At 61.4% G+C, this 24,843-nt stretch carries 24 protein-coding genes and 1 pseudogene; 13 read left to right on the top strand and 12 right to left on the bottom strand.

Features of this window, described 5'->3' with window-relative positions:
- Positions 1 to 232 (bottom strand): annotated as a pseudogene (locus EOA79_RS14435) (amidohydrolase); the annotation flags it as partial.
- Positions 233 to 251: 19 nt separating this feature from the next.
- Positions 252 to 1,349 carry an alcohol dehydrogenase catalytic domain-containing protein gene (locus EOA79_RS14430; RefSeq protein ID WP_164748218.1) on the bottom strand — a complete coding sequence of 366 codons (1,098 nt, stop codon included), beginning with the start codon at positions 1,347 to 1,349 and terminating at the stop codon, positions 252 to 254.
- 237 nt (positions 1,350 to 1,586) lie between these two features.
- Here EOA79_RS14430 and EOA79_RS14425 point away from each other — a divergent pair, with 237 nt between their 5' ends.
- Both EOA79_RS14425 and EOA79_RS14420 read left to right on the top strand, forming a co-directional pair.
- A complete protein-coding gene (locus EOA79_RS14425) occupies positions 1,587 to 1,940 on the top strand; it encodes a DoxX family membrane protein (RefSeq protein WP_127335049.1) in 354 nt (117 codons plus the stop codon).
- Positions 1,941 to 1,968: 28 nt separating this feature from the next.
- Positions 1,969 to 2,508, top strand: a complete 540-nt coding sequence (locus EOA79_RS14420) for a cupin domain-containing protein (RefSeq protein WP_095823776.1) — start codon at positions 1,969 to 1,971, stop codon at positions 2,506 to 2,508.
- A gap of 54 nt (positions 2,509 to 2,562) precedes the next feature.
- Here the strand turns inward: EOA79_RS14420 and EOA79_RS14415 are convergent, their stop codons facing one another.
- Positions 2,563 to 3,462, bottom strand: a complete 900-nt coding sequence (locus EOA79_RS14415) for a LysR family transcriptional regulator (RefSeq protein WP_095823777.1) — start codon at positions 3,460 to 3,462, stop codon at positions 2,563 to 2,565.
- 107 nt (positions 3,463 to 3,569) lie between these two features.
- Here EOA79_RS14415 and EOA79_RS14410 point away from each other — a divergent pair, with 107 nt between their 5' ends.
- Together EOA79_RS14410 and purU are read left to right on the top strand one after the other, a co-directional pair.
- Positions 3,570 to 4,949 carry an aminomethyltransferase family protein gene (locus EOA79_RS14410; RefSeq protein WP_127335050.1) on the top strand — a complete coding sequence of 460 codons (1,380 nt, stop codon included), beginning with the start codon at positions 3,570 to 3,572 and terminating at the stop codon, positions 4,947 to 4,949.
- A 156-nt stretch (positions 4,950 to 5,105) separates the two neighbouring features.
- Positions 5,106 to 5,954, top strand: coding sequence for a formyltetrahydrofolate deformylase (purU, locus tag EOA79_RS14405; RefSeq protein ID WP_095823779.1), 849 nt, complete (start codon positions 5,106 to 5,108; stop codon positions 5,952 to 5,954).
- A gap of 340 nt (positions 5,955 to 6,294) precedes the next feature.
- Here purU and EOA79_RS34260 read toward each other — a convergent pair whose 3' ends face one another.
- Positions 6,295 to 6,477 (bottom strand): hypothetical protein, encoded by a 183-nt coding sequence (locus EOA79_RS34260; RefSeq protein ID WP_348627454.1) that lies wholly within the window; start codon positions 6,475 to 6,477, stop codon positions 6,295 to 6,297.
- Between EOA79_RS34260 and EOA79_RS34255 the strand changes: the two genes are divergently transcribed.
- Positions 6,464 to 6,856: a hypothetical protein gene (locus tag EOA79_RS34255; protein ID WP_128312048.1), complete on the top strand. Its 393-nt coding sequence runs from the start codon at positions 6,464 to 6,466 to the stop codon at positions 6,854 to 6,856. The two genes, EOA79_RS34260 and EOA79_RS34255, sit on opposite strands and share 14 nt — an antisense overlap.
- 183 nt (positions 6,857 to 7,039) lie before the next feature.
- On the opposite strand, the gene EOA79_RS14395 is transcribed toward EOA79_RS34255, so the two are convergent.
- A complete protein-coding gene (locus tag EOA79_RS14395) occupies positions 7,040 to 7,624 on the bottom strand; it encodes a YceI family protein (protein WP_095781687.1) in 585 nt (194 codons plus the stop codon).
- A 34-nt stretch (positions 7,625 to 7,658) separates the two neighbouring features.
- A complete protein-coding gene (locus EOA79_RS14390; protein ID WP_127335051.1) occupies positions 7,659 to 8,396 on the bottom strand; it encodes a hypothetical protein in 738 nt (245 codons plus the stop codon).
- Positions 8,397 to 8,840: 444 nt separating this feature from the next.
- Between EOA79_RS14390 and EOA79_RS14385 the strand changes: the two genes are divergently transcribed.
- From EOA79_RS14385 to EOA79_RS14355, 7 genes are all read left to right on the top strand, one after another.
- Positions 8,841 to 9,635, top strand: a complete 795-nt coding sequence (locus tag EOA79_RS14385) for an ABC transporter ATP-binding protein (protein WP_245322293.1) — start codon at positions 8,841 to 8,843, stop codon at positions 9,633 to 9,635.
- Positions 9,632 to 10,342 (top strand): ABC transporter ATP-binding protein, encoded by a 711-nt coding sequence (locus EOA79_RS14380; protein WP_095823782.1) that lies wholly within the window; start codon positions 9,632 to 9,634, stop codon positions 10,340 to 10,342. The genes EOA79_RS14385 and EOA79_RS14380 overlap by 4 nt, the downstream gene beginning before the upstream one ends.
- 1 nt (position 10,343) lies before the next feature.
- Positions 10,344 to 10,631: a hypothetical protein gene (locus tag EOA79_RS14375; protein WP_067327883.1), complete on the top strand. Its 288-nt coding sequence runs from the start codon at positions 10,344 to 10,346 to the stop codon at positions 10,629 to 10,631.
- On the top strand, positions 10,628 to 11,506 hold the full coding sequence (locus EOA79_RS14370; RefSeq protein WP_095823783.1) for a branched-chain amino acid ABC transporter permease: 879 nt from the start codon (positions 10,628 to 10,630) through the stop codon (positions 11,504 to 11,506). The genes EOA79_RS14375 and EOA79_RS14370 overlap by 4 nt, the downstream gene beginning before the upstream one ends.
- Positions 11,503 to 12,504 carry a branched-chain amino acid ABC transporter permease gene (locus tag EOA79_RS14365; protein WP_095823784.1) on the top strand — a complete coding sequence of 334 codons (1,002 nt, stop codon included), beginning with the start codon at positions 11,503 to 11,505 and terminating at the stop codon, positions 12,502 to 12,504. The genes EOA79_RS14370 and EOA79_RS14365 overlap by 4 nt, the downstream gene beginning before the upstream one ends.
- A 14-nt stretch (positions 12,505 to 12,518) precedes the next feature.
- On the top strand, positions 12,519 to 13,733 hold the full coding sequence (locus EOA79_RS14360; protein ID WP_245322294.1) for an ABC transporter substrate-binding protein: 1,215 nt from the start codon (positions 12,519 to 12,521) through the stop codon (positions 13,731 to 13,733).
- Positions 13,734 to 14,045: 312 nt separating this feature from the next.
- Positions 14,046 to 15,035 (top strand): membrane dipeptidase, encoded by a 990-nt coding sequence (locus EOA79_RS14355; protein WP_095823786.1) that lies wholly within the window; start codon positions 14,046 to 14,048, stop codon positions 15,033 to 15,035.
- A 43-nt stretch (positions 15,036 to 15,078) separates the two neighbouring features.
- Here the strand turns inward: EOA79_RS14355 and EOA79_RS14350 are convergent, their stop codons facing one another.
- The 5 genes from EOA79_RS14350 to EOA79_RS14330 all read right to left on the bottom strand — a co-directional run bounded on the left by EOA79_RS14350 (position 15,079) and on the right by EOA79_RS14330 (position 21,334).
- On the bottom strand, positions 15,079 to 15,753 hold the full coding sequence (locus tag EOA79_RS14350) for an aspartate/glutamate racemase family protein (RefSeq protein WP_095823787.1): 675 nt from the start codon (positions 15,751 to 15,753) through the stop codon (positions 15,079 to 15,081).
- Positions 15,754 to 15,813: 60 nt separating this feature from the next.
- Entirely contained in the window at positions 15,814 to 16,050 is a 237-nt protein-coding gene (locus EOA79_RS14345) for a hypothetical protein (protein ID WP_067327877.1), read from the bottom strand.
- 255 nt (positions 16,051 to 16,305) lie between these two features.
- Positions 16,306 to 17,637: an HlyD family type I secretion periplasmic adaptor subunit gene (locus tag EOA79_RS14340; RefSeq protein WP_127335052.1), complete on the bottom strand. Its 1,332-nt coding sequence runs from the start codon at positions 17,635 to 17,637 to the stop codon at positions 16,306 to 16,308.
- The gene (locus EOA79_RS14335; RefSeq protein WP_164748217.1) at positions 17,630 to 19,363 is read right to left on the bottom strand and encodes a type I secretion system permease/ATPase; all 1,734 of its coding nucleotides are present in this window, start codon (positions 19,361 to 19,363) and stop codon (positions 17,630 to 17,632) included. Before EOA79_RS14335 ends, EOA79_RS14340 begins: the two co-directional genes overlap by 8 nt.
- Before the next feature lie 588 nt (positions 19,364 to 19,951).
- Complete coding sequence (locus EOA79_RS14330; RefSeq protein WP_095823789.1) at positions 19,952 to 21,334, bottom strand: calcium-binding protein; 1,383 nt, start codon at positions 21,332 to 21,334, stop codon at positions 19,952 to 19,954.
- A 927-nt stretch (positions 21,335 to 22,261) separates the two neighbouring features.
- Here EOA79_RS14330 and EOA79_RS14325 point away from each other — a divergent pair.
- Positions 22,262 to 23,974 (top strand): HAD family hydrolase, encoded by a 1,713-nt coding sequence (locus EOA79_RS14325; RefSeq protein ID WP_095823790.1) that lies wholly within the window; start codon positions 22,262 to 22,264, stop codon positions 23,972 to 23,974.
- 29 nt (positions 23,975 to 24,003) lie between these two features.
- Here the strand turns inward: EOA79_RS14325 and EOA79_RS14320 are convergent.
- Positions 24,004 to 24,843, bottom strand: an 840-nt coding sequence (locus tag EOA79_RS14320) for an AAA family ATPase (RefSeq protein ID WP_164893858.1), incomplete at its 5' end; no start/stop codon positions are given.

Raw genomic sequence — 24,843 nt, 5'->3', positions numbered from 1 at the left:
CATGATGACCCATGCCCGAGGCCCGGGGCGACAAAATTGTCACGTCCGAGCCGCGCTCCTGCTGAAGACGAAGCTGGTTTTCTTCGACGGTCGCGCGAAGCGTCTCGTCGCTTATGGCGGGATAGACCGGACCTGCGTCGCGCTGGCCCTCGGCAAACGCCACCTGGGCCTTGCGATAGGCATGATGCGCCGGGGGCTCGGTGGTGTAGTGACCGTGGCAGTCGATTATCATGGCATTCTCCAACCGCAGCTCAGGGCTCCAGCACATAGTTGGTGAAGCCACCGTCGCCCGAGGCTACGCCGTTGATCGCCTCATTGATCTGGTCCAGCGGATAGGTGCGGGCTTCCAGCACGGACAGGTCGACCGCGCCAGACCGGACCAGCTCCGCTATCTCGATGCCCTCCGCGGTGCTGAGCCAGGCCGAACCGGTGAGCACCATCGAATTGTCCATCCACCATTTGGTGTTGAACAGCATGTCGGCGCCCGTACCGCCGATGTTGACGATGGTGCCGCCGCGTTTGACGCCCATCATCGCGTCCCTCATGGCGTTGACGTCGGCCACCGCGCCAAGGCTGTCGAGCATGAGATCCGCGCCAGAGTGGTGCTTGGAGCGCACCCAGTCCGCGACCTTGCCGTCCAGGCTGGAAAAAATCTCGATCCGGTTCGGCGCGAGGCGCTTCAGCTTTTCCAGCAATGGCTTTCCGCGCGCGACCGCATAGATGGTGGAAATCCCCATGGCGAGCGCGAACATGGTGGCGCCGACACCCAGCGTCCCGGTCGCGCCGTTGATGATCAGCGACTTGCCCGCAAGGTTGCCCAGCTTCTTGAGCGCCGAATAGGACGTGCCGAGATAGCCCATGCGGGCGGCCTGCGGAAACGTCATATTGTCGGGTATCTTGACGATGGCGCTCTGGGGCGCGCGTATGAATTGAGCGAAGCCGCCGCCGGGATAGCGCTTGTAGATTTCCAGGCTGTTGCGATTGAACCCGAAATATCCGGCGAAGGTGAAGTAGTCGCACTTCATCTGGTTGCCGCTGGCGCAGGCGTGGCAGGCACCGCACGAACGCAACGGATTGACGTAGACACGGTCTCCGGGCTTCAAGGCAACGACCTGCTCGCCCACTTCGTGCACGATGCCGGCGGGGTCAAGGCCAAACGTCGCCGGCTTGGGAGGCAGCGGCTGGTGAGGATACCAGTTCTCCCAGTTGTTCAGCACGTTGGCGAGGTTCGGGACCATACCGCAGGCTTTGACCTCGACCACGACATCTGTTCCGCACGCTCGAGGCTTGGCGATCTCCTCGATCCGCATTGGTTCGTTTACCGCATGCAGCCGCGCGGCGCGCATCATCACTGTCACGATGTTCCTCCTCAAATACCGCCAACCGGATCGAGTTGACATTCCGATTGGACTGTGGATACCGTACAGTATCTGGATTGGGAGACGCAAGACCCGATTTTGCGGTGCCGGTACCAACCATCGCTGCTGCCCTCGGGCCTACGCTCGATTTCGCAGGGTGGCTGGCGGCCAAAACCGGGCCCGCTCACAACGACTGCAGCCGTCACGCTGCTGGGGAGGAGACGTACAATGCCGTTCGAGTTGCAGCCTCAGGACTGCCTGAGGATCCTATGTGGAGTCTGGTTCCTGCCGCATCTGATCGGGAAGGTCAGGAACTTCGATAAGGCGCCGGTTACATTTGAGAAGGCCGGTCTGAAGCCTGGCAAGGCATTCCTTGCCCTGACAATCGTCCTCGAGGTGCTTGCCGCGCTCGGCATGATTTTCAACGTCTATTCGAAAGCAGCAACCGGTTGCGCGATCGTCGTGCTGCTCGGAGCAGCCTACGCAGTGGTGAAGATCAACGGCGCCAAATGGCGCTGGCAGCAGATGGGACCGGAATTCCCGCTTTTTTGGGCGCTCGCTTGCCTCATCTCGGCACTGTGACTTTGAACATCTACCTGGGAGGTTTGATATGCAGGTTCGGCGCGTCGTCACTGGCAGGGACAACGCCGGTAAGTCAGTGGTCGTCAGTGACGGCCCCTCCCCTGGGGAAATGGTCCTGCGCCACACGCCAGGTTTCGTATCGTCGCCCCAGTGGAAAATCGAGGGGGCGCCAGAGCTGGGGAGCATCGACAACAAGGACCCCATGGAGACAACCGGCACCATGGTCATGCCGGCAGGCGGATCATCGTTCTGGATCATTACTTTCCCTCCGGACAGCGTCTACATGTCATCGGAATGGAACCCCGCGATGGCCGGTCCCGAACTCATCGAGGCATCACCTGGCATTGCCGAGCGGATGGAGCCGGACAGCCCTGGCATGCACCAGACCCCGACCGTCGACTACGTGACGGTGGTCAAGGGCAGACTGATCCTGGAACTCGATGACGGCAGGACTGTCGAGCTAAATGCCGGCGACACCGTAGTCCAGCAGGGCACTCGTCACGCATGGCGCAATCCAGGCGACCAGCCGGCGACGATCTCCGTGATCATGCTCGGCGCCACTGTCTGACGCGGCGGTTACCATCCCAGAGACCACACCAGCCTCGGCTGGGCTTCGGACCGCTCAGATCGTTGCCGCCACGTCGGCGAGGATCTGGCGCGTCCACGCATGCAGGCCCGAATAGTGAGAACGCTCGGTCCAATACATGTCGATCTGGATCAGCACCTCGAGAGGGAAAGGTTTTAACGTCAACTTGTCCGAAAGCCGGCGGGCCAGGCGATAGGGAATGGTCGCGACCAGCTCCGTGCCCCGGATCAATGCTTCAAGATTGTCGTGGCTCGGCACGATCACGCTCGGCGTAATCCTGACGTCGATTGCCCGAAGCGCCGCGAAGTACAACGCCTCCCACTGGCCATTGTGGGTCACGGCGATATGCCGCGTCTGCCGGTAGCGATCCATCGTCAGTTCGCCGGCCGCAAGCGGATGGCTGGAATCCATGATGCAAGCGTAGCGGTCGGTGAAGAGTTTACGCCGGTAGTAGATATCGCCGAAAATCGCCACCGGGCCGAGCACGATATCGCAAATGTTTTCCTTGAGCTGCTGCTTGCCGTGCACGGCGGATTCAAAAATGTTGACCGCGATCTGGGGCGCCTGCTGCTGGACCTGGCGCACGAAGGCCGGCATCAGGAACATACGCTCGTGATGGTTACAGGAGATCGTCACGCTGCCCGTGGACGTAGCGGGATCAAAACCTTGAAGAGAGGACAACGCCTGCATGCGCTCGAGGACATCGCGCGCTTCCTGGGCGAGTTGACGGCATTTGTCGGTCGACAGGATCGAGTTGCCCTGCCGAACGAACATCGGGTCGTTGAAGGCCTTTCGAAGCCGCTTGATCGAATAGCTGATCGTCGACTGGTTGACGCCGAGGCGCTCCGACGCCTCTGAAAAGGACCGGCAGTCGTTGACCATGACCAATGCCTGCAAAGCACTCAGGTCGATCTGGGCAAGTTCCTCCGACAGCATGGCGCCTACTCTCTATGCAAAATTTCGATCACCTGTATCGAACCTATTGGGTTGTTAGATGTCCTGCAAGGGCTTAGCCGGAAAGGAGCTGCACAGGAGGATTGAAAATGGCTGCTAATCTCGAACAGAAGATCGCTGACGCTGGAAGCGCCCAAACCATGCTCTGGGAATCGCAGAGCCCGCCGATCGTCAGCACGCCGGTGACGCCGGAATTCACCAACTGGCGCGACGAACAGCTCGCTTGGCGCAGCAACGCCGTGCTCTATGACCAGTCGCACCATCTCGCCGACCTGAACATCCGCGGCAAGGATGCGCTGAAGCTCATCCGCGACACGGCGATCAACAGCGTTGAATACTTTCCCGTCAACGCCGCGAAGCAGTATGTAGCGGTCAACGACGAGGGCCAGCTCATCGGCGACAACATCCTGTTCCGCTATGAGGAAGACGAATTCCAGGCGGTGGGCATTCCGCCGACGATCAACTGGCTTCAGTATCATGCCGAGACCGGCGGTTACGACGTCGAGCTCGTGCGGGACAATCCGTCCTATGCCCGCAAGGGAAATCCGCTGTGCTACCGCTACGAGATCCAGGGACCTGGCGCGTTCAACGTGATCCGGGAACTCATCGGCGGCGAGCCGCCGGATGTGAAGTTCTTCCACGGCACCCGCTTCACGATCGCCGGCAAGATGGTCCGCGCGCTTCGCCACGGCATGGCGGGCGAACCAGGCTTCGAGTTCGTCGGGCCCTGGGCCGATCATGAGGTCGTTCGGGCCGCTCTGCTCGAGGCGGGCAAAAAGCACAACATGATTCAGGTCGGCGGCCGGGCTTACCTGACCAACTCGCTCGAGTCCGGATGGCTTCCGCGCCCGTTGCCGGCGTTGTACTCGGGCAAGAGCACGGCGGGCTTCCGCAAGTGGCTTGGCGCGGACGAGATCGATGCCAATGTGTCTCTAGGCGGAAGCTTCTTTTCCGAAAACATCGAGGAATATTACTTCTCGCCCTACGACGTGAGCTACGGAAAGATCGTCAAATTCGACCACGACTTCATCGGCCGCAAGGCCCTCGAGGCCCAGGTCGCCGACGGCCAGACCACGGCCAACCGCAAGGTGACGCTGCAGTGGAACGGCGACGACGTCGCCAAGGCGTGGGCCTCGATGTACCAGCCAGGTGTCGGAGCGAAGTTCATCAACCTTCCGATCGCCCACTACGCGACCTATCACTACGACCGGGTCGAGGCGCCAAACGGAAGCTTGGCCGGGCGTTCGCTTCATACCGGATACTCGGCCAACTACCGTTCGATGATGTCGATCGCGGTCGTGGATGCGGCAGTGGCAGAGCCTGGCACCGAACTGGTGGTGGTCTGGGGTGAGCCCAAGCCATCCTCCAAGGTGCAGGTTGAAGACCACGTGCAGTTCAAGATCCGCGCCACCGTCCACCCGGCGCCGATCGACGCGCACGCACGCACCAGCTATCGCAAGAACGCCTAAGCCGCACGCCTGAACCGAGGGCGGCATCACGGCCGCCCTCCCCTCACGGCAACCGCACCCGACGACAACAGACTGGCGGGACCTCCTGCCGGTGTCGCCTTGCGACGCGAGAAACCGCCTTGCCCTTCAGCTCGGCCGTCAACCCGGAGACGGGGTATGGAAAAGTCCTATCTGCTTACGCTCCAATGCAAGAACCGGCCGGGCATCGTCGCCGGCGTGGCGAGCCGTTTGGCAGCACATGGCGCCAACATCACCGCGGCCCAGCAATTCGACGACTCCGAGACGGATCGGTTCTTCATGAGGGTAGCGTTCGATTTGCCTTCGCCCCTCGATGATCTCGCCGGGCGTTTTTCCGAGGAGGTCAACCGCTTCGGCCTGCAATGGACATTGCGGCCCCAGAACCTGCCCCGCAAGATTCTGCTGCTTGTCTCGAAATTCGACCACTGCCTGGTAGACCTGCTTTACCGCCAACGACTGGGCGAGTTGCCCATGCAGGTTGTCGCCATCGTCTCCAACCATCCGCGAGAAGGTCTCAACCTCGCCTCCGACGACGCCATTCCCTTCCACCACTTCCCGATCAGCCATGAGACCAAGGCCGCCCAGGAGGCGAAGATCAAGCGCGTGATAGAAGATAGCGGCGCCGAGCTTATCGTGCTGGCCCGCTATATGCAGATCCTATCCGACGACTTCTCAGCCTATCTCTCCGGCCGCTGCATCAACATCCACCATTCTTTCCTGCCGGGGTTCAAGGGCGCCAAGCCCTATCACCAGGCGCATGAGCGCGGCGTGAAGATGATCGGAGCAACGGCGCACTACGTCACCGAAGACTTGGACGAGGGTCCGATCATCGCCCAGGACGTCGAACATGTGACCCATGCCGACACGCCCGAGGACCTCGTTCGCAAGGGTCGGGACATCGAACGCCGCGTGCTGGCCCGCGCGGTCGCCTTCCACCTTCAGGATCGGGTCTTGCTCAATGGACGCAAGACCGTCGTCTTCGCCTAACAACGGAGCCACGCGCATGGAAAAAGCTGCTATCCGCCCATCCTCTATCGACGCCTCGATCGAGATGGCGCCAAGCCAGGTGATCGACTCCCCTGACCTGCCGGGCCTTTTCCCGTCGGGGGTCCGGGTCTACATCACCGATATCGGCCTGGCGGACACGCCGACTCTGGTCAAGGCAGCGCGTCGCGGCGCGGACCTTGGCTACACCGCGGTTCCCCATATGGCCGCTCGCCGACTGACCACGCGCCAAGCGCTGGAAACGCGGGTGAAGGCTTTGGCTGAGGAAGCGGGTGTCCGCGACTTGCTCATCATCGGCGGCGACGTGGCTACCCCAGCCGGTTCATTTTCCTCCTCTTTCGAGGTGCTCGAGACTGGTTTCGTTGACAAGTACGGCATCACCGAGATCGGTGTAGCCGGCCATCCGGAAGGCAGTCGCGACTTTGGCGACGAGGCGGCGATTGCAGCGCTCCGGATGAAGAGCCGCCTGGGCCGAGCGGACCGGGGCAAAGATGCGTGTCGTCACCCAATTTGGCTTCGACGCGGACAAGTTCATCGCCTGGGCGGACGGCCTGGCGGTTTCCGGGGCGGACCTACCGATCCATCTTGGCGTGGCCGGTCCCGCCAAGATCACGACCTTGCTAAAATACGCCGCCTTGTGCGGCGTCGGCAATTCGCTGAATTTCTTGAAAAAGCGCAGCGCCTCGCTTGCCGCCCTTGCCACCAGTCACTCGCCGGAGAGCTTCGTCGGCCCGATCGAGCACCATCTGCGGGCAAAGCCGGAGTCGGCAATCGCGCAGCTGCATGTCTTTCCGTTTGGCGGCATCAAGAATACGGCCAGGTGGCTCTACGAGCGTGGCTCGTGGCAAGACCTCGAAGCCGACGATCGCTCGTCGATCGCTTAAGCGCGCAGCCATCTCCCGAGAGCCGAGCCAGACCATGGCGCGCCGATCGTCGGCGCGCCATGGTCTCTCGTTGCCGCTACATGGGCGAATGTTGCGGCACGATTGCCACGCGCAGCCTATCAGTCAGCACCGCCGGACATCCGCGAGGACGTCCGGCGCGCTCAGGAGAACGCGAAGCCGCCGTCAGCTGCGGCCGCGCCCCTCCGTTTCAATGCGCAGCGTGACCTCGTCCCCGATCAGGGGAAGATTGGCCGTCATGCCGAAGTCGCTGCGCTTCAACTTGGCAGTCGCGCTGAAGCCGGCCTCAAGACTGCCGTCCCACGGGTTCTTGCCCTGGCCGTTGAAGGTCACGTCGAGCGTCACCGGCTTGGTCACACCGGCGATGGTGAGATCGCCCGTGATGGTGCCCTGCTTGTCGCTCGACTTGGTGAATTTGGTGCCGACGAAGGTGATGTCCGGAAACTCGGTGGCATTGAACCAGTCGGCGCCCTGGATGTCGCTGTCGCGCTGGGCATTGTTGGTGGAGATGCTGGACACCTTGACCTTGGCCTGCAGCTTGCTGGCCTCAGGCGCGTCCTTGTCGAAGGTGAATTCCCCGGAGAACTCCTTTGCGACGCCGATGACGTTGGAAAAGCCGAGATGATTGATGAAGAACACGATGCCGGAATGAACCGGATCGATGTCGAACGTGATCGGCTGTGCGGTTGCCGGCCCGATTGGCGCCGTTGCGAGTGCAGCTAGCAAAGCTAGTTTCAGTCTGTAGTTCATTCCATCCTCCTTTGTTGATGCACGAAAAGCGAATTCACAGCGGAAGGCTGAACCCCTTCCGTGCCAGCATCACTGCGACTGCCGCGACGGCCGGCACCAGGCAAAACCCTGCGAAGACGGACGTGGCGAGTGCAGGGGTTTTCTGATCGAGACGATCGAGGATCACGCGGCAGGCCGAAGGGACCAGGAAAAGCAGCAGGAGCACCGCAAGGGCGAGAAGGTCGATCTTACGAGTGATCAGCGCGACGGTCTGCGCCACAGCCATCATGCCCGCCGCTCCGCCGAGCAAGGATGCCCATCCGAAGCGGTAATTCGGCCGGGACAGGTGCCCAACCACGATGCCGGCGATGCCAAAGGCGACGCCAAGAGACAGTTGCAGGCTGGATGATGAAGCCCCCATGAAGGCAATGGGAGCAAAGCCCGCGCTGGCAACCGCGAGCATGATCGCAGGGCGCAGGCCTGATCCCTCATCGGGATAGTCAGCTTCCCGATGAAGTGCATATAGCGCTGCCGCTCCGGCCAGAGCGGCGACAACCAGGTCGAGAGGCTGCGCCACGGCAATCGTATCGCCGATGTAAGCTGCTGAGGCGACCGGCATTGCCGCCAACAGCAACTGTCCGAGCCTGCGGCTGCCTGTCCATTCCGTCGCCACGCCCAGGATCGATCCAACCGCCGCCAGGTAGAACACCTTGTTGACGGCGCCGACCGGAGGGAAGGAGGGAAGGCGATTGTAGGTCAACCAGTAGGACAGGAAGAAGCCGAGCGGGATCAAGAGATCGTACCAACGGCGATCGACGCGCCCCCATCGCATCAGGCCGCTCAAGGCGAACGACAAAAGGCCGCAAATGGCGACCGCCAGCATAACGGCCTCCTGCGGCGATCGGGCAACGCCAATCACGTCGCATTACCGTTGTTGGCTACAGGATAGCGGGCACACGCTCGCGGCACCTTGCGGCAGGATGAAGTCACACCGTCCTCCCCGGTCTGAGTTCTCCATGACCGGCCCCTTCCGGATACCGGTCAGATTTCAAATACCAAAGCGTATCTCACTAACCTTGTCAATCCGACTGGGCAGCTGGCCGGAACCCGCCTCGCCTTAGTGCAGGTGCACCGGCGAAGTCGGTTGACATACGACTCAGACTTCAAATACTATATGGTATCTAAAGTGGGACAGACGCGGAAGCGCCGGTTCCGCTGACACGCCTGGGAGGAGTGCGTGGCTGTGCAGGAACATATCAAAGCCTATCTGCCGGTGCTCGCGGCGGATGGCGTATCGGTCAGCTTCGGAGGCGTGCAGGCGCTCGACAATGTCTCGCTCGACGTCGGCGATGGCGAGATTTGCGGCTTGATCGGCCCGAATGGCGCGGGCAAGACCACCTTCCTGAATGCCATCACCTGCCTTGCACGCCTTCAACGCGGCACCGTAGAGCTGTCGGGTCGGATAATCTCCAATTCGGCGGTGCGCGACATCATCGGTCTCGGGATCGCTCGGACATTCCAAAATGTCGGCGTATACGGCTCGCTGAGCGTCCTGGAGAACGTCATGCTCGGCGCACACCACAAGATGGGTGGAAAAGTCGCGCGTGCCCTTCTCAATCCCTTCGGTGCGTGGGCCGAGGAGAAGACGGTCCGCCGCAAGGCTGAATCAATTCTGGATGAATTGGGAATGGCCGCATTATCGAGCGTGCGCGCCGACTCCCTGCCCTATCCCTTGCAAAAGCGGATGGAGATCGCACGCGCCCTGGCGGCCGAGCCCAAGCTCCTGTTGCTGGATGAGCCGGCCGGCGGACTGACCCATGGCGAGGTCACCGAATTCGGCGCCCTCGTCAATACGATCCGGCATAGCCGCAGGCTCTCGATCCTCCTGATCGAGCATCACATGGGCTTGGTCATGAGCCTGTGCGACCGGATCCATGTGTTCCACCTGGGTCGAAATCTGGCGTCAGGACGCCCCGAAGAAATCAGGACCAATGAAGCCGTCATCGGCGCCTACCTCGGGAGGAGCACGTGAGACTGCTCGACGTCCGCAATCTCTCGGCCTCCTACGGCAAGGTACGGGCGCTTTTTGACTGCTCGCTCGCAATCGCGCAGAACGAATTCGTCGTCCTGCTCGGCGCCAATGGCGCGGGAAAAACCACTTTGCTGCGCGCGCTTTCGGGCACGATCCGCTCGGCCGGCGAAATCGCCTATAGGGGAAGCGACTTGCAAAAGATGGCGCCGGAACGGCGTCTGCAACGCGGCTTAGCGCAGATTCCCCAGGGCAGAGGCACTTTCACGGAATTCACGGTCGACGAGAATCTGACGCTGGGCGCCACAATCGTCTCCGATGCCCGCCAGGTCCGACAGGACAAGGAGCGGTGGTACGATCGCTTTCCGCGATTGCGCGAACGACGCTCCCAACTGGCCGGCAATCTGAGCGGAGGCGAGCAGCAGATGCTCGCGGTTGCGCGAGCGCTCATGTCGCGGCCAAAACTGCTGCTATGCGACGAGCCGTCATTGGGTCTCGCACCCGTCATCACGCGCGAAATATTCGCGATCTTCAAGGAACTCCGCGACATCGATGGCTTGACGCTCTTGGTCGTGGAGCAGAACGCGGACCTGTCGCTCAAGTTCGCCGACCGCGCCTATGTCATCGAGGCCGGGCATATCGTGGCCGGCGGCTCAGCCGGCGCGATACTTGCAGATGAGCATATCCAGAAATCTTACCTTGGGGACTAACGTGGCGACGTTTTACCAGATCATTGTTTGCGGCATTGCCCCAGGCGGAGTCTACGCCGTGCTGGTCATTGCCCTCGTGCTGGTCTCGCGTCTTACAAGGCGGGCGTCGGCCGACCGCCTCGATGCAGCCTCCTTCATCGACATTCACGATACCGCCGGACTGCCATTCCTGATGGTGGTAACCGCGATTTCCCCGTCCTCAAACGCCAGGGTTCCCTTGGCCAAGGCTCTCGGATCGAAGGCGCGCAGGTCGACGGCCTCGGCGTTGCAGTTGGGAGGCTGGGCTTGACCCTTTTCCTGCAAATCGTCCTCAGCGGTCTTGCCACCGGCGCCATCTATGCGGCTCTTGCCCTTGCACTGGTGTTGATCTTTCGCGCCACCAACATCGTCAATTTCGGTCAAGGCGAAATGGCGACTTTCTCGGCATACTGCATCTGGCAGCTATGCCTGTGGGGCCTGCCATTGTGGCTTTCGATTGCAATCGGCCTGGCCGGTTCCTTTGTGCTGGGAATCTTGGCGTTTCGGGTCTTCGTCCGCCCGCTGGCAGCACCAGTCGAGGCGACAGTGGTCGTCACGCTCGGCATGTTTGTGCTCTTCCAGGCGATGGTGACGTGGCTCTGGGGCGCCGAGCAGAAGCCGTTCCCCAGCCTTTTTCCCGAAGGCAGCTTCAGCCTCGGTGAGGTACAGGTGCTGGCTTCGTCGGCCGGTACCTTGCTGATCCTCATTGTCCTGGCCGCGGCCATCGCCTCCCTCTTCGCCTTCACAAGGCTTGGGCTCTCCATGCGTGCCGCGGCCTTCGACCGCGTTCGCAGCGTTCTGGTGGGCATCAACGTCGAGCGCATGCTGATGCTCGGCTGGGGTTTCGCCGCGGCGATCGGAATGATCGCGGCGGTGCTGGTCGCGCCACGGCTGTTTTTGAGCCCGACCATGATGACCCCGATCCTATTCTACGGCCTTGCCGCGGCAACCGTTGGCGGCTGGGACAGTCCGCTCGGCGCGATAGCCGGAGGCCTTCTGGTGGGCGTCAGCGAGAGCCTTGGCGCCAACTACATCGGCTTTCTGGGTGCGGACATGCGCATCGCGGTCCCGATCGGGCTCACCCTTTTCGTCCTGCTGGTCAAGCCGGTCGGTCTGTTCGGCTCACAGAAGGTCACCAAGCTATGAGCAACGACATTCGGCGCACGGTCGCGGCAACCGCTGGTTTTGTGCTAGTCGCCGCATTGCTGCCGGCCACTTTGTCAGGCTTCCAGTTGCAGCAGGTGAGCATCGCCATCTCCTATGCGGTCGCCATTCTTGGCCTCAACCTGCTTATGGGGTTTGCCGGGCAGATCTGCCTCGCCCAGGGGACGCTGTTCGGCATCGGCGCCTACGTCACCGCCATCTTGAACGCGACCTATGGCGTCCACCCGTTGGCGACCCTGCCTGCGGCAGCTGTTTTTACCGCGCTGGCCGGTCTCGTCGTCGGACTGCCGGCCCTGCGTCTGCAGGGGCTGCAACTTGCGATCATCACGTTTGGTGTCGCGGCGGCCTTTCCGCAGCTTCTGTTGAAGCTCGGCAGTTGGACGGGCGGAGTCTCCGGCTTGCCGATCGATTCCCTGGAGCCGCCTGCGTTCCTGGCCGATTACTCCGAGCTCTGGCTCTATCTGGTGTCGCTGGGGTGCGCCTGCGTCGCGGCATTCATCGTCTATCTCGTTCTCCTCGGCGACGTCGGCCGCGCGCTCCAGGCGCAACGGGACAGTCCGCAGATCGCGGAGGCTCTCGGCGTCAATCTGACCAAGGCCAAGCTGTGGGCGTTCGCCATCAGCTCTGCGCTCGCCGGACTTGGCGGCGGCGTCTTCGCGATCCTCAATGGCTTCATCAGCCCGCAGTCCTTTCTCGCCCCACTTTCCATCACCATCGTGATCGGGAGCATCGTAGGCGGCTCGACAAGCATTGTCGGCGCCTTCATCGGCGGGCTGTTCATCACCTTCGTCCCGACCTGGACGTCCAGCATCAATCTCGCACTCGGCAACGTCATCTACGCGCTGGCACTAATCGGCATCATGCTTCTGGCGCGCGGAGGGGTTGCCGGTCTGCTGGAGAGACTTGCCGCTGCCTTGACGGCGCGGTCGAACGCCAACGGCAAAGCCGGATCAATCAGCCAATTAGGGAGGAAGTTATGAGACCATGTTTACGTATGCCAAGAATGCTTGTGACGGCGGCAATACTTGCGCTAGCCGTCGGTGTCGCTCCGGCGAAAGCTGACGAGGCACCGGGCATCACCGACAGCACCGTCAAGATCGGCATCACCGGTCCGCTCACCGGTCCCGTCGCCGTCGTCGGCGCGGTCGCAGAAGGCATCCGCGCCCGGGTCGAGGCCGCCAATTCCCAGGGCGGCGTCAAGATGTCCGACGGCAAGACCCGCAAGATCGAGCTCGTGATCAAGGACGACATGCTCGATCCGCAGCGAACCCTTGCGAATGTGCGCGAGATGGTGGAGCAGGACAAAGTCTTCGCCCTTGTCGGCACGGCTGCCACGCCGAACAATGTCGCCATCGGACGCTATATCGAACAACGCAAAGTGCCCAATGTCTTCATGTATTCAGGCGTCCACAAGCTGAACGCGCCGCACGAGGAAATAGGGTTCGTCCCGGCCTTCTCGACCGAGGCGGCGTCGTTCGCCACTTATCTGAAGGACAACAAGCCCGAGGCAAAGGTCGCGCTCCTCTATCTCAACACCGAGACCGGCGAAACCTTCATGAAGGCCTTCGACCAGGCCATCGACGGCTCAGGCGTCAAGGTCGTCGATCGGCAACCGGTGACTTCGCAGGATCCGACCGTCGAAACGCAACTGACAGCGCTCAAGGCTTCCGGCGCCGATACGCTGGTGATCATCGCCGCGCCGCAACAAGGCGGTGAAGCAATCCGCTTCCAGGCCGAGAGCGGCTGGAAGCCGCTGACGCTCGTCACCAACCTTTCCTCGGCCTACCCGATCCTGCAGGCGGTGGGGCTCGAGAACGCCAAGGGCATCATCACCTCGAATTTCCTGAAACCGATCGTTAGCCCGGAAAAAACCGGTGATGCGGGTATCGACCAGTATCTGGACGATATCGCCGCGGCCAAGGTCAACTTCGTCTTCGCCAACACGATCGGACAGGTCGGGTACGCGACCGGCGATGCTCTTGTGAAGGCGCTCGAGCACATGAAGAAGCCGACCCGGGCTGAGCTCCTCGACACCGTCTTCAACATGCAGAAGTGGGACGATCCACTGTTGCTGGACGGGATCAAGCTGAACACCAAAGCCGGCTCCGATATTTTCCCGATTGAGGCACTGCAGCTCTATCAGTTCGACGGGCAGAAGTACGTGCCTGTTGGCAAGCTTCTGGATTTCGAGGGCAAGACGGAAGAGTAACGGACGACCGACACAGGTTGCTGCCGGCTGCGAGCGTCCGCGTTTTGCGGGCGCCTTTCTCGCGAGGGCGAATTTCGATTTGTTTGAGCGATTCGTGAGCCGACAATATCGTCGGCAGTCCTATCTGCGATCCGTTTTTGCCGGAAGTCATTCGGCAGAAGATGCTGGCGAAGGCGAATCCGGATTCTGTTGCGCGTGACGGCAGATCCAGCTTCAGGCAGTTTGCACCTGCTCTGCGTACCGGACGCAACTTCCCCATTCTAGCCAGTATGGTAGAGATTGGGGCTGGTGCAAATTCCGGTACGAACGGCAATGAACCTTCAAACCAGAGCCCGGTCCATTCTCGATAGCGAAGTCGTCTGGGACGCCCATTCCGGCTTCATGCCGGATCCTGCCGCGGACTTGAACAACCTGCGGATCTGGCGAGACGCCGGTGTCGACTATCTGTCCATCGATGTCGGGTTCGATCTTCTGTCCTGGGAAATGACGGTAACCAATCTCAGCTGCTTCCGCCACTGGATCCTGGCGCATCCCGCCCACTACGTGCTGGTCTCGTCGGCCGACGAAATCCTCGCTGCTAAGGCGCAAGGCAAGCTGGCGGTCACCTTTGACATCGAAGGCATGAACGCCCTGGACGGCCGGATTGAGATGGTCGAGTTCTACCATGGCCTTGGCGTGCGCCAGATGCTTTTCGCCTATAACCGCAACAACCTTGCCGGCGGTGGATGCCATGACGAAGACCCGGGTCTGACCGCGTTCGGTCGGCAGGTGATCGACGAGATGAACCGCCTCGGCATGTTCGTGGATGTGAGCCACACCGGCTATCGCACCACCATGGACGTGATGGAGTACACGGACCGGCCAGTCATCTTCTCGCACTCCAATCCGAAAGCGCTCTGCGCCCACGGTCGCAACATCACGGACGAGCAGATCAAGGCCTGCGCCCGCACCGGCGGCATCGTCGGCGTCGTCGGGCTCAGCCGTTTCCTTGGCGAGGCGCGCACCGATTCCGAACGGCTGGCCGACCATGTCGAATATCTGATCGATCTCGCTGGCCCACGCCATGTTGGCATCGGCCTCGACCATGCTTTCCCGGTCGAGATCGAAGGCATCGACGACATCATCGCCAGCAATCCGCATTTCTGGCCGAAGAGCGAATATGCGGGAGAAACGACCTATTCGGCACCAGCCCAAATGAAAGAGCTGACCGAGGTTCTGCTTCGTCGCGGTCAGCCGGAAGGAGCGGTCCGCGACGTCATAGGCGGCAACTTCATGCGCCTTGCCCGGGAAATCTGGAAATAACCACCGGAGCAGCTGTCGAGCGCTCCGTGGGACCTTCTTTTGGTCAGGCGGGTTGGTCCGCGCCAAGAAGGACGCGCAGCTTCGCGACGGCCGCATCCGGACTGGTCGATAGGGGGATGTTCGTCGCCGCTTTGACCGCATCCCGCGCGCGCGCCATGGAGAACTGTGCCAAGACGATCGCATCGAAATCCCTCAGCTTGGCGGCTTCGGCCGCGATCAGCCGGTTGTGGGATTCCACGTCTCCTGCACGCACCGCCTCGATCGCGCCCGGCACGAAATAGCTCCTGATCGTGGCAGCTTGGCCCATACGGGCGGCTTCGTCCCGGAACTCCTGCTCCATTCCTTCCCTGGACGGCGGGAAAGTGTAGAGCATTGCGGTGCGGCCGCCACGGCGGATCGCCGTCTCAAACATGGCTTCGTTCGGTTTCAGGACCGGAACGTCCAGCTTTGCCGCGGCCTGTTCGATCGCTTGCCCGAACGCCGAGCAGGTGAACAGCACGGCATCGCTTCCGATCGAACGGGCATAGCTGGCCAAGGCCTCGATGCGCCGGGCAATGTCGCTCGTCAGGTTAGCGGTTTTGGCGCGGTCCACTGCCAGGCTGTCCTCGAGGATATTGACGATTTCGGCGCCAGGCCATCCCGCTTCGAACACCGATCTGATCGGCTCCATCGAGATGGGCGTGGCATGGATCAGGGCAATGCGAGGCTGTGACGTCATAGTGCGAGACCGAATGATAAACGAGGCCGCCCCGAGAGCAAGCGGCGTTGGTACCGATGACTATTTCGGGGCTGCCGCCGCGAAGACCCATACGCTCTCGGCAGGGATCCGCGCCCATACATTGCCCGAGGCAAGTTGCCGCGCGCCGTGCGCCTTGGCGACGAAGTCGCCACGGCGCAGACGGTACTCCCGCTTGTCGCCGAGATAGATGCTGTCGTCGAGATGCATCTCGATGCCGTCCGGGTGCAAGGGACCGCGGTACTTCGAGATCGACACTCTCGCGATGGGCGGGATCATCCCGCTTATCCTTTCGAGGCCAGCTCACCATGGCAAGGAGGGAGGAAGGCGACCGGAGACCCAATAAGTGATCGCCCTTGCCCTCGATCACGTGGCGAGACAGCCATCACAAAGCCCGTCGCCTCGAGCGCTACGAGCGTGCGACGTTTTGGCCATGAAAACCGAGAACCGTGAGTGGCCGAACCCGGTTGCGCATAATCCGGCGGAAGAGTTCCACTTCGGGTAAGGTTGAAGGTCGCAGGAGGCAGGATCGGGCTATCTTTCCCGAAAGGCGCGCTGGAACGAATCCACCAGCGGCTTGGTCAGATAGCTCAGAAACGTTCGCTCGCCAGTTGAAATGAAGGTTTCGACCGGCATGCCTGGGTAGATCTGCTCGGGCTTGACCTGCGGTGGCAGCTTGTCGGCCATCTTAAGCCGCACGGTGTAATAGGGCTGTCCAGTGCTGGGAGTGGTCAGCCGGTCCGCCGAAATGTAGAACACCTTTCCCGGCACTTTTGGTGTTGTCCGTGCGTTCAGGGCCGTGAACATCATGTTCGCGCCTTGGCCGACTCGGATAGAATCGATGTCTTCAGGCTTGATCTTTGCCTCGACGATAAGTTCCTTCGTCGGCAGAAGCTCCATCGCAGGCTCGCCAGCACGAATGACGCTGCCTTCGGAATTGTAGAGAGAGCGGACGATGATGCCGTCCGCCGGGGCACGAATGGTCGTTCGCACCAGGACCGATCGAGCGGCGTTGATTTGTTCCTCAAGGTCGGCCACCTCTACCCGGGCCTTGTTCAATTCCGTGACGGCATCCTCGACCCGGGTGGTTGTTAGTCTTTCAATCTGCTGGCGCGCTTCCACGATCTGGGTGGCCGCGCTGGCGATTTGCGCCTCCAGCGATCCCTCCTGACCTACCAACTCGGCGGTGCTGCGCAGAAGATCGGTGTATTCGGAACGATTTGTCAGTCCCTTGTCGAGCAAGTGCTTTTTGCGTTCCCTCTCGGCATTGACGATCGCGAGCTGGTTTGCCGCAGCATCCTTTTGCGCCTTCAAGCCGGCAACAGCTTCCTGAAGGGCTGCCACCCGTTCCCTAAGGATCTCCTGATCTGCGCCATAGCGCGCTAGCCGAGCCCGGAACTCCTTGGTTTGCTCTGCAAAGACGTCACTGAATTCGGACGCGTCTGAGTAGGCGCCTAAATCGCGGGGCAGGACGATTTTCTCCAGGCCATCCCGTTCTGCCTCGAGCCGCGCGATCTCAGCCTTTTGTGCGACCCACTGTTTGAGGACTCGGTTGAGCTGCGACTGCGCCACCGTTGGATCGAGCACGATCAGCGCCTGCCCTCGTAAGACTCTGTCACCCTCTCGAGCCTTGACGCTGCTGACCACGCCACCTTCGAGATGCTGGATCATGACATTCTGTCCAGCTGCTGCAATCACTCCTGGCGCGATCGTTGCTCCGGCAATCGGCGCCATTGCGCCCCAGAATACGAAGCCAAGCAAGAAAACGGACACGCTTGCATACCCCGCGAGCGTGATGCGATCTGTGCGTGTGTCGACGTTACGCTGCCAGCTATACGTCCTGGCGCCGATGGCTTGGCTAGTCATTTGCGACCTTTATCTCGCCTCGAGCAGATGAGGGGAAAGGCACCACTCCTTCGCGCGACTGAGAGGCTGCGGGCCACCCCGCTTGGGCGCGTCGCTCGACAAGTCTATCGAGCACGCCCTTGGTCAAACCGTAGATCTCGACCTGGCCATTGCGCAGCATCAATACGCGATCGCATTTGGAAGCGAGAGAGGGCCGATGGGTTATGACAAGCACGGTCGTTTTTCGTGAACGCGCCCCGCTAATCGCGCGCTCGAGCGCGGCTTCGCCGTTGGAATCGAGATTTGCATTGGGCTCGTCGAGAACCAGCACCTTGGGATCGCCGTAGAAGGCCCGAGCAAGCCCGATGCGTTGACGCTCGCCACCCGAAAGGCGAACGCCGGTCGGGCCGATCAGCGTCGAGTAGCCATCCCTCTGACCCAGGATGAGCTCATGCACTTGGGCCCGCTGGGCTGCTTGAACCAACTTCTCGCTGGGCGCATTCGGTTCGAACCGCGCGATATTTTGCGCGATGGTTCCCGGGAAGAGTTCCACATCTTGCGGCAGGTAACCAATATGGCGGCCGAGTTGTTCCGGGTCCCAGTTCCGAATATCGCCGCCGTCGATCCGGATCGCCCCAGAGCGGGGCGCGATCGCACCGACGATGAGGCGCGCCAAAGTCGATTTTCCAGCCTGGCTCGGCCCTACGATCGCGACTGTCTCGCCGGCGGCGACCTCAAAGGTCAAGCGCTTGATCAGCGGCAGCGAGCCATCGGCCGCGCCCGGAAGATGATAGACTATTTGCTCCACGCTTAGCGCTCCTTCAGGAGCCGGCAATGCTACGTTCTCCTGGTTGTCGAGCCCGGACCGGAGAGCCGAAAGCCTCTTCCACGCAAGATTGGCGTCGATGATCTGCCGCCAACTCCCAATGATCTGATCAAGAGGTTGCAGAGCGCGCGCCGAAATCATCGAGGACGCAAATATCATACCGGCGGTCATCTCGTTGTGCAGAACCAGATAAGCGCCGGCCCCCAATATCGCGATCTGCAGTGTCGAACGCGTGGTGCGCGATACACCGCCATAAAACGAATTGATGCGAGCGAGCCCATCCGAGGCGTGTAGAGAGCCGGAAAAACGGGTGCCCCAGAATTCTATCGCGTTGGACACCATGCCAAGTGCGCGAACGGTTTCGAAGTTTCGGGCGAAAGCCTGCGCCGAATTCATCGAGGCGTTGAGACTCTCCGCCGCCTCCTTGCCAGGTCGCGAGCTCGCGACCTGGTTCAGCATGGCGATGGCGACCATGAGAACCGCCCCGACGACCGTCACGAGGAAGAGCAGCGGATGGATGAAATAGAGCAGGCCTACGAAGATCGGCCCGAAAGGAAGGTCGAAGAGAAAGAAAATCGTTCTCGAAGCGATGAAGCCTCGCACGGTGGCCAAGTCGCGCAAGGCTTGAACATCGCCGAGGCCAGCGCGAGGGCCACTCATTGCAGCGAGAAAAGACGATGTGCCCAAAGAGACATCCAGTCGCGCCGCGAGCCGGCTTGCGTATACACCCCGCACGACTTCGAGCACGCCGAAGAGCAAGAGCGTCGAAAGCGCAAGCAATGTTAGGTAGGTGAGCGTGTCCAAATTGGCGGCGGGCAACACCCGATCATAGACCTGCAGCATGTAGAGAGGCAGAACTAGCACCAGGGTGTTCATCACCGCGGAGAACAGGCCCATTTCGACCACGCTCTTCGACAGCACCCTTCTATTCGTGTAACTGGGCATCCCCGAAATCGTCTCTTTTGGTTAAGGATCATTTTAGACAATGTTTATATATCATGCCAAGCAGCCGCGCTATCGCTTGCGACCTTTTGACAGCCTAGCCTCACTTTCACCGGAAGTTATCCACCGGGCATCCAGTTCGGCTGGGACGCCAGGAACCACCAATCCAGGATGGCGCTAAGCGTCTGATTCTCAAGCAGAGAATTGAATCGTCCAAACCTCGAAATTGCCCTAGTCAGCCAATCGTTTGCTGGCAGTGAAAATGACGTCTGCGAACGAGGCGGCGTGAAACTCTGGTTGCTACATGTTTTCCAATAATAGCGCCGCCGCCGCAGCAAGCTGGCCGCCGATAATGGTGTCGCCGCCATCGGCCCGATCGGTTTGGAATTGGTGATGGCAGCGCCGACCGCAAAGGCCGGCGCATGCGCATCCGCGGCGATCAATGCGGCCGACGTTTATGGCAACTTGATCGGCGTCCGCCGCCTTTCTGATCGGTGACCGTCGGAACCAGGCACGGCGGGGGGCGCGCCCGCCCCTCGCCATGCCATGGTCCGATCGCATGAACGATCAAACGACGAATACGTCGTGATAGGTCAGTGCCGCTCCGGGCTCCAGGTGGGCGATTTCCACCTGCGGGGCCGATCTCGAGCCGTCGGGATCATAGGACAAGACGCCCGTGGCCCGGTTGTAGAGCAGGTGATCGTTGCTATGGGTGGCGTGTTCTCGCAACTCAAAATACGACGAGTTCACCTGCGTCGGGCTGGACGAGGAACCGGCGCCGAGTTGGGTGAAGACGGCGTTGTCGAGATAGAGCGCGTCATTTACCGCGTCGAAGTCGGTCAGCGTGTCGACATTGCCGGCGCCATAGGCGGTGTCAAACACAAAGGTGTCGTGGCCCGCGCCGCCGGTCAGCACGTCGTTGCCACCCTTGCCCCGCAATGTGTCGTTGCCAGCCAGGCCATCAAAGGTATCGGCCGCGGCAGTGCCGACAAATGTATCGTTCCCGGTCGTTCCGTGGGTCGGGTCCGTCGGCAGGGTCGGAGATGAGGGTAGCGGGTCGGTCGGCACGGTCGGAGATGACGGCAGCGGGTCCGTCCCGTCATGGGCTGCATGCCAGGCCGCCTTGGCGTTGGCCCAGTAATCGCGGGCCGCTTGGCCTTGAAGGACCGTCCAGCCGGCGGGCGGCATTGGATAATCCGCCGGCAGTGGCGTGTCGGAGAGGTTGAGATAGTAATTGCCGTGCGACTCGACCGTCTTGTCCCAGGCCCGCTGCACCCGCTCCAAGCCGTTGTGGTCAACGTCGGTGATCGCCACCACGCAGTCGATGAAGCGCAAGCTAGGAACGATATCGTCAGCGCCTGTGCCCTTGTCCAGTTTGAACGGCGAACCGTGCGTCATCTCGCCTTTGCGAAGATACTCTCCCATGCCTAGAAGCATGCCATCCATGGTGACCGTGTTGTCAGACCCATCGACGTCACCGTCGCCAAGGCTCACTCCGGAAAACACGTGGTCGAACAGCGAATCCCGGATGGTGCCGCCGATGACGTCGTCGTCCTCGACCGCGTCGTCTCGTGAGTAGCCGACATAGGTATCCTCGATGAGGAAGGTGCCAGTGCCGCCGACACGGATGCCATCCCAGGGCTTGGTGATCGTCCAGTCGTCGATGACAAAGTTGTGGGCTGAATTCACGCGGACTGCGGCGGAGTTGACGTAAACGTCCTCCCAGGCGCCGGTTTGGGAGACCGTGCCGTTGATCGTGCCGCCCGACGCCACGAGGTTGTCGCCGGGGTTGACGACCGCGAAGGGATAGAGGTTGGTGGAGCTTCCCTGATTGGCGACAATCCACGAGGCTTTGCTGGCATCGATAGTGGTGTCGGCGGGGAGACCGGATGCTTTATATTGGCGGTAGCCGTAGTCACCGCTCAAGACAATGGTATTCGTATCGGCCATTCTTGGCGACCTTTCACACCCCCACCCTTTCTGCCCAACATGCCTGAAGCCCGAATGGCTCGCGGCCAAAAGAGCCCAGGTTAGCGGTATGGAGCAAATCACAAAATTTAAAAAAAGTGTCTCAAAATGTAACAATATATCTCTCGCGAGAATTGGGTGGCGCGGCGATTTCAGCGCGGATTCGCTTCAGTGGTCTCAACGCGGCTTTCGATCCCTTGCCACCTCCAAAACCCACCGGCCTCGCAGGAGCAGTCCATGAGCGGAGACGATGCGCACGATCCATCGTTGCACAATCATCGAAATCCGGACGATTGGCGAGACGATCAAATTCGTTCGTGAGTTATGGGGCAAGAACGCACGCCGGGATGTCGAACGCCCGGCAATGAACTGACCGATATTTGCGTCAGCTCGACATCACGATCTCTCAATATGAGGCGGAAGTCCGTGCTCTGGTCGCGGCGAGCGGTGGGGCAGGTCCCTCGACAATATCGGCCTGACCTCCTATATGCTTCGCGCAAAAGCACGGAGAAAGGGTGTGTCCCGAGAGCGTGACGTGCTTATGTGGCGCGAAGCCGGGAAACTTGCGTTATCTGGCGACTATGAAGGATGGCTTGCCATCGAATGGGAGCTTCGTAGCAGAGGATTCTCACGCGCCAAGCTGCTGTTCGATAACGACCGGGTCCGAAAAAAGTTGGATGAGATCTGCAAGAGGGCACAGGAGCAACGCGCCGACCCCAAACAGACCTAAAGACCAGAAACGCCCCGCCTTTCCAGAACCCAGCCAACCTTCTCTCTTTCCGATGAGTTGCATTTCTCCACGCCAGGTTTCTCGCCAGGCAGGCGAAAGCGCCGGCCTAAACCTTTTCCGCCGACAGACGTTGTTTGTTCCAGACGGACCGAGCGACCGGCAGCGGAGAGGATCACCCGATGTATTTCATGGCACTGGCCACCGACTACGACGGCACGCTGGCGCATGACGGACTGGTCACCGCCAGCACGCTGTCGGCGCTGAAGAAGCTGAAGAAGTCCGGCCGCAAGCTCATCCTGGTCACCGGCCGCGAACTGCCCGATCTCAAAGAGGTGTTTCCGGAGGTCGGGCTATTCGACAAGGTGGTGGCCGAAAACGGCGCGCTGATCTACACGCCGGCGAGCGAGGAAGAGCAAACGATCTCGCCGTCCCCTTCCGCCGATTTCGTCGACAGACTGAAGAAGCGCGGCGTCAAGCCGCTCTCGGTCGGCCGGTCGATCGTTGCCACCTGGGAGCCGCACCAGGCCACCGTGCTCGACGTCATCAAGGAGCTCGGCCTTGAGCTGGAGATCATCTTCAACAAGGGCGCGGTGATGATCCTGCCCTCAGGCATCAACAAGGCCACCGGACTGGCGGCTGCGCTCAAGGACCTCAGATTGTCGCCGCATAATGTGGTGGGCATCGGCGATGCCGAAAACGACCATGCTTTCCTCAGGGCTTCGGGCTGCAGCGTCGCCGTCGCCAACGCATTGCCCGCCGTGAAGGAAACCGCCGACCTCGTCACGAAGGAGGCGCGCGGCAAAGGTGTCGAAGAACTGATCGGCAAGCTGATAAAGCAGGATCATCTGATAGCTCGCAAGCGCTTGCGCGGCGTCCTGCTGGGCACTGCCAACGGCAAGAAGGTCTATCTGTCGCCCGTCGAGACCGTTCTGATCGCCGGAAGCTCCGGTATCGGCAAGTCGACATTGGCCACAGCGCTCACCGAGCGGCTTGCCGAACAGGGATTGCAGTTCTGCATTTTCGATCCCGAGGGCGACTATGACGGACTGGAGGGCGCCGTTCCGTTGGGCGATGGCTCGACTACACCCAGCAAGGAGCAATTGCTGGAGCTGATCGAAAAGCCTGGCACCAATATCGTGGTCAACGGGCTGGCGCTGAAAGTCGACGAGCGGCCCGACTTCTTTGCCGAATTGCTGCCCGGCCTCGGCAGCGTCCGCTACCGCACGGCAAGGCCGCATTGGCTGATCATCGACGAGGCGCATCACCTTCTGCCCAGGCGCCGCGAGGACACGCGCGCGGTGCTGTCGCTCGAGCTGCCGGGCACGGTGCTGATCACCGTGCATCCGGAAGCGATTTCGACCGGGGTCCTGCGCCTGGTGACGGCGGTCATCGCGCTCGGTCCGAAGGCGAAGAGCGTGATCAAGGCCTTCTGCAAGGAGGCCGGGCTGGAGGCGCCCAAGAGCATTCCTTCGCCGAAGGGTGACCGGGTTCTGCTGTGGCGGCCGCAGGACGGCAAGAAGCCGTTCACGGTCAAGGCGATCGAACCCCAGCAATCGCTGAAGCGGCACAGCCGCAAATATGCCGAAGGCGAGCTCGACGAGGCCGGCAGTTTCTATTTCACGGGGCCGGAAAAGGCGATGAACCTCAGAGCCCACAACCTGATTATTTTCGCCCAAATGGCGGAAGGCATCGACGACAAGACCTGGGAATATCACCTGCGCGCCGGCGACTATTCCAAATGGTTCCGCCAACAGATCAGGGACAAGGAACTCGCCCGCGAGACGGCAGAGGCCGAGAAGGACAAGCGTCTATCGCCCGAGGACAGCCGCAAGCGCGTGCTGGAGGCCGTGCGCCGGCGTTACACGGCGCCAGCCACGGCACCGGAGAGGTAACTCAGTCGGTTCCGGACGCCAAGCCGCCCTCAACTCGCCTCGCGCATCGCCTCAGCCGCCTGCAGGTCGACCGAGACCAGCTGGCTGACGCCCTGCTCGGCCATGGTGACGCCGAACAGCCGGTCCATGCGCGCCATGGTGATCGGGTTGTGGGTGATGATGACGAAGCGCGTCTCGGTGGTCTTCGACATCTCGTCCATCAGATTGCAGAAGCGCTCGACATTGTGGTCGTCGAGCGGGGCGTCGACCTCGTCGAGCACGCAGATCGGCGCCGGATTGGTAAGGAAGACGGCAAAAATCAGCGACATGGCGGTGAGCGCCTGCTCGCCGCCAGAGAGCAGCGTCATGGTCTGCGGCTTCTTGCCCGGCGGGCGAGCGAGGATTTCGAGGCCAGCTTCCAGCGGATCTTCGGACTCGATCAGCTGCAATTCGGCCGTGCCGCCGCCGAAGAGATGCGAGAACAGGCGCTGGAAGTGGCCGTTGACCACCTCGAAGGCCGACAGCAGGCGTTCACGGCCCTCGCGGTTGAGGTTCTGGATCGCCTGGCGCAGTTTTCTGATCGCCTCGATGATGTCCTCGCGCTCGGAAACGATGATCTCCAGGCGGTCTGACAGCTCCCGCTGTTCTTCCTCGGCGCGCAGATTGACGGCCCCGAGCCGCTCGCGCTCGATCTTCAGCCGGTCGAGCTGGCGCTCGACCTCGGCCATGTCCGGCATCGGGTCGTCGGTCTCTAGGCCGGTATGCTTAATGACGAGATGCGGCGGCGTGTTCAGCGCCTCCTGGATGCGCGCCTCGACCGCGGCGCGCCGTTCGTCGGCTGCGGTCAGCCGCTCCTCGGCGCGGACGCGGGTCTCGCGCGCTTCGGCAAG

This window comes from Mesorhizobium sp. M1A.F.Ca.IN.020.03.2.1, assembly GCF_004023205.1.
Lineage (GTDB): Bacteria > Pseudomonadota > Alphaproteobacteria > Rhizobiales > Rhizobiaceae > Mesorhizobium.
Note: the sequence above shows the minus strand (reverse complement) of the source record. Positions and strands in the feature narration are given on the sequence as shown.

Excerpts from the sequence above, each read along its gene's own strand:
- EOA79_RS14430 (WP_164748218.1), bottom strand. The coding sequence starts at position 1,349 with ATGATGCGCGCCGCGCGGCTGCATGCGGTAAACGAACCAATGCGGATC.
- EOA79_RS14425 (WP_127335049.1), top strand. The coding sequence starts at position 1,587 with ATGCCGTTCGAGTTGCAGCCTCAGGACTGCCTGAGGATCCTATGTGGA.
- EOA79_RS14420 (WP_095823776.1), top strand. The coding sequence starts at position 1,969 with ATGCAGGTTCGGCGCGTCGTCACTGGCAGGGACAACGCCGGTAAGTCA.
- EOA79_RS14415 (WP_095823777.1), bottom strand. The coding sequence starts at position 3,462 with ATGCTGTCGGAGGAACTTGCCCAGATCGACCTGAGTGCTTTGCAGGCA.
- EOA79_RS14410 (WP_127335050.1), top strand. The coding sequence starts at position 3,570 with ATGGCTGCTAATCTCGAACAGAAGATCGCTGACGCTGGAAGCGCCCAA.
- purU (WP_095823779.1), top strand. The coding sequence starts at position 5,106 with ATGGAAAAGTCCTATCTGCTTACGCTCCAATGCAAGAACCGGCCGGGC.
- EOA79_RS34255 (WP_128312048.1), top strand. The coding sequence starts at position 6,464 with ATGCGTGTCGTCACCCAATTTGGCTTCGACGCGGACAAGTTCATCGCC.
- EOA79_RS14395 (WP_095781687.1), bottom strand. The coding sequence starts at position 7,624 with ATGAACTACAGACTGAAACTAGCTTTGCTAGCTGCACTCGCAACGGCG.
- EOA79_RS14365 (WP_095823784.1), top strand. The coding sequence starts at position 11,503 with ATGAGCAACGACATTCGGCGCACGGTCGCGGCAACCGCTGGTTTTGTG.
- EOA79_RS14360 (WP_245322294.1), top strand. The coding sequence starts at position 12,519 with ATGCCAAGAATGCTTGTGACGGCGGCAATACTTGCGCTAGCCGTCGGT.
- EOA79_RS14355 (WP_095823786.1), top strand. The coding sequence starts at position 14,046 with ATGAACCTTCAAACCAGAGCCCGGTCCATTCTCGATAGCGAAGTCGTC.
- EOA79_RS14350 (WP_095823787.1), bottom strand. The coding sequence starts at position 15,753 with ATGACGTCACAGCCTCGCATTGCCCTGATCCATGCCACGCCCATCTCG.
- EOA79_RS14345 (WP_067327877.1), bottom strand. The coding sequence starts at position 16,050 with ATGATCCCGCCCATCGCGAGAGTGTCGATCTCGAAGTACCGCGGTCCC.
- EOA79_RS14340 (WP_127335052.1), bottom strand. The coding sequence starts at position 17,637 with ATGACTAGCCAAGCCATCGGCGCCAGGACGTATAGCTGGCAGCGTAAC.
- EOA79_RS14330 (WP_095823789.1), bottom strand. The coding sequence starts at position 21,334 with ATGGCCGATACGAATACCATTGTCTTGAGCGGTGACTACGGCTACCGC.
- EOA79_RS14325 (WP_095823790.1), top strand. The coding sequence starts at position 22,262 with ATGTATTTCATGGCACTGGCCACCGACTACGACGGCACGCTGGCGCAT.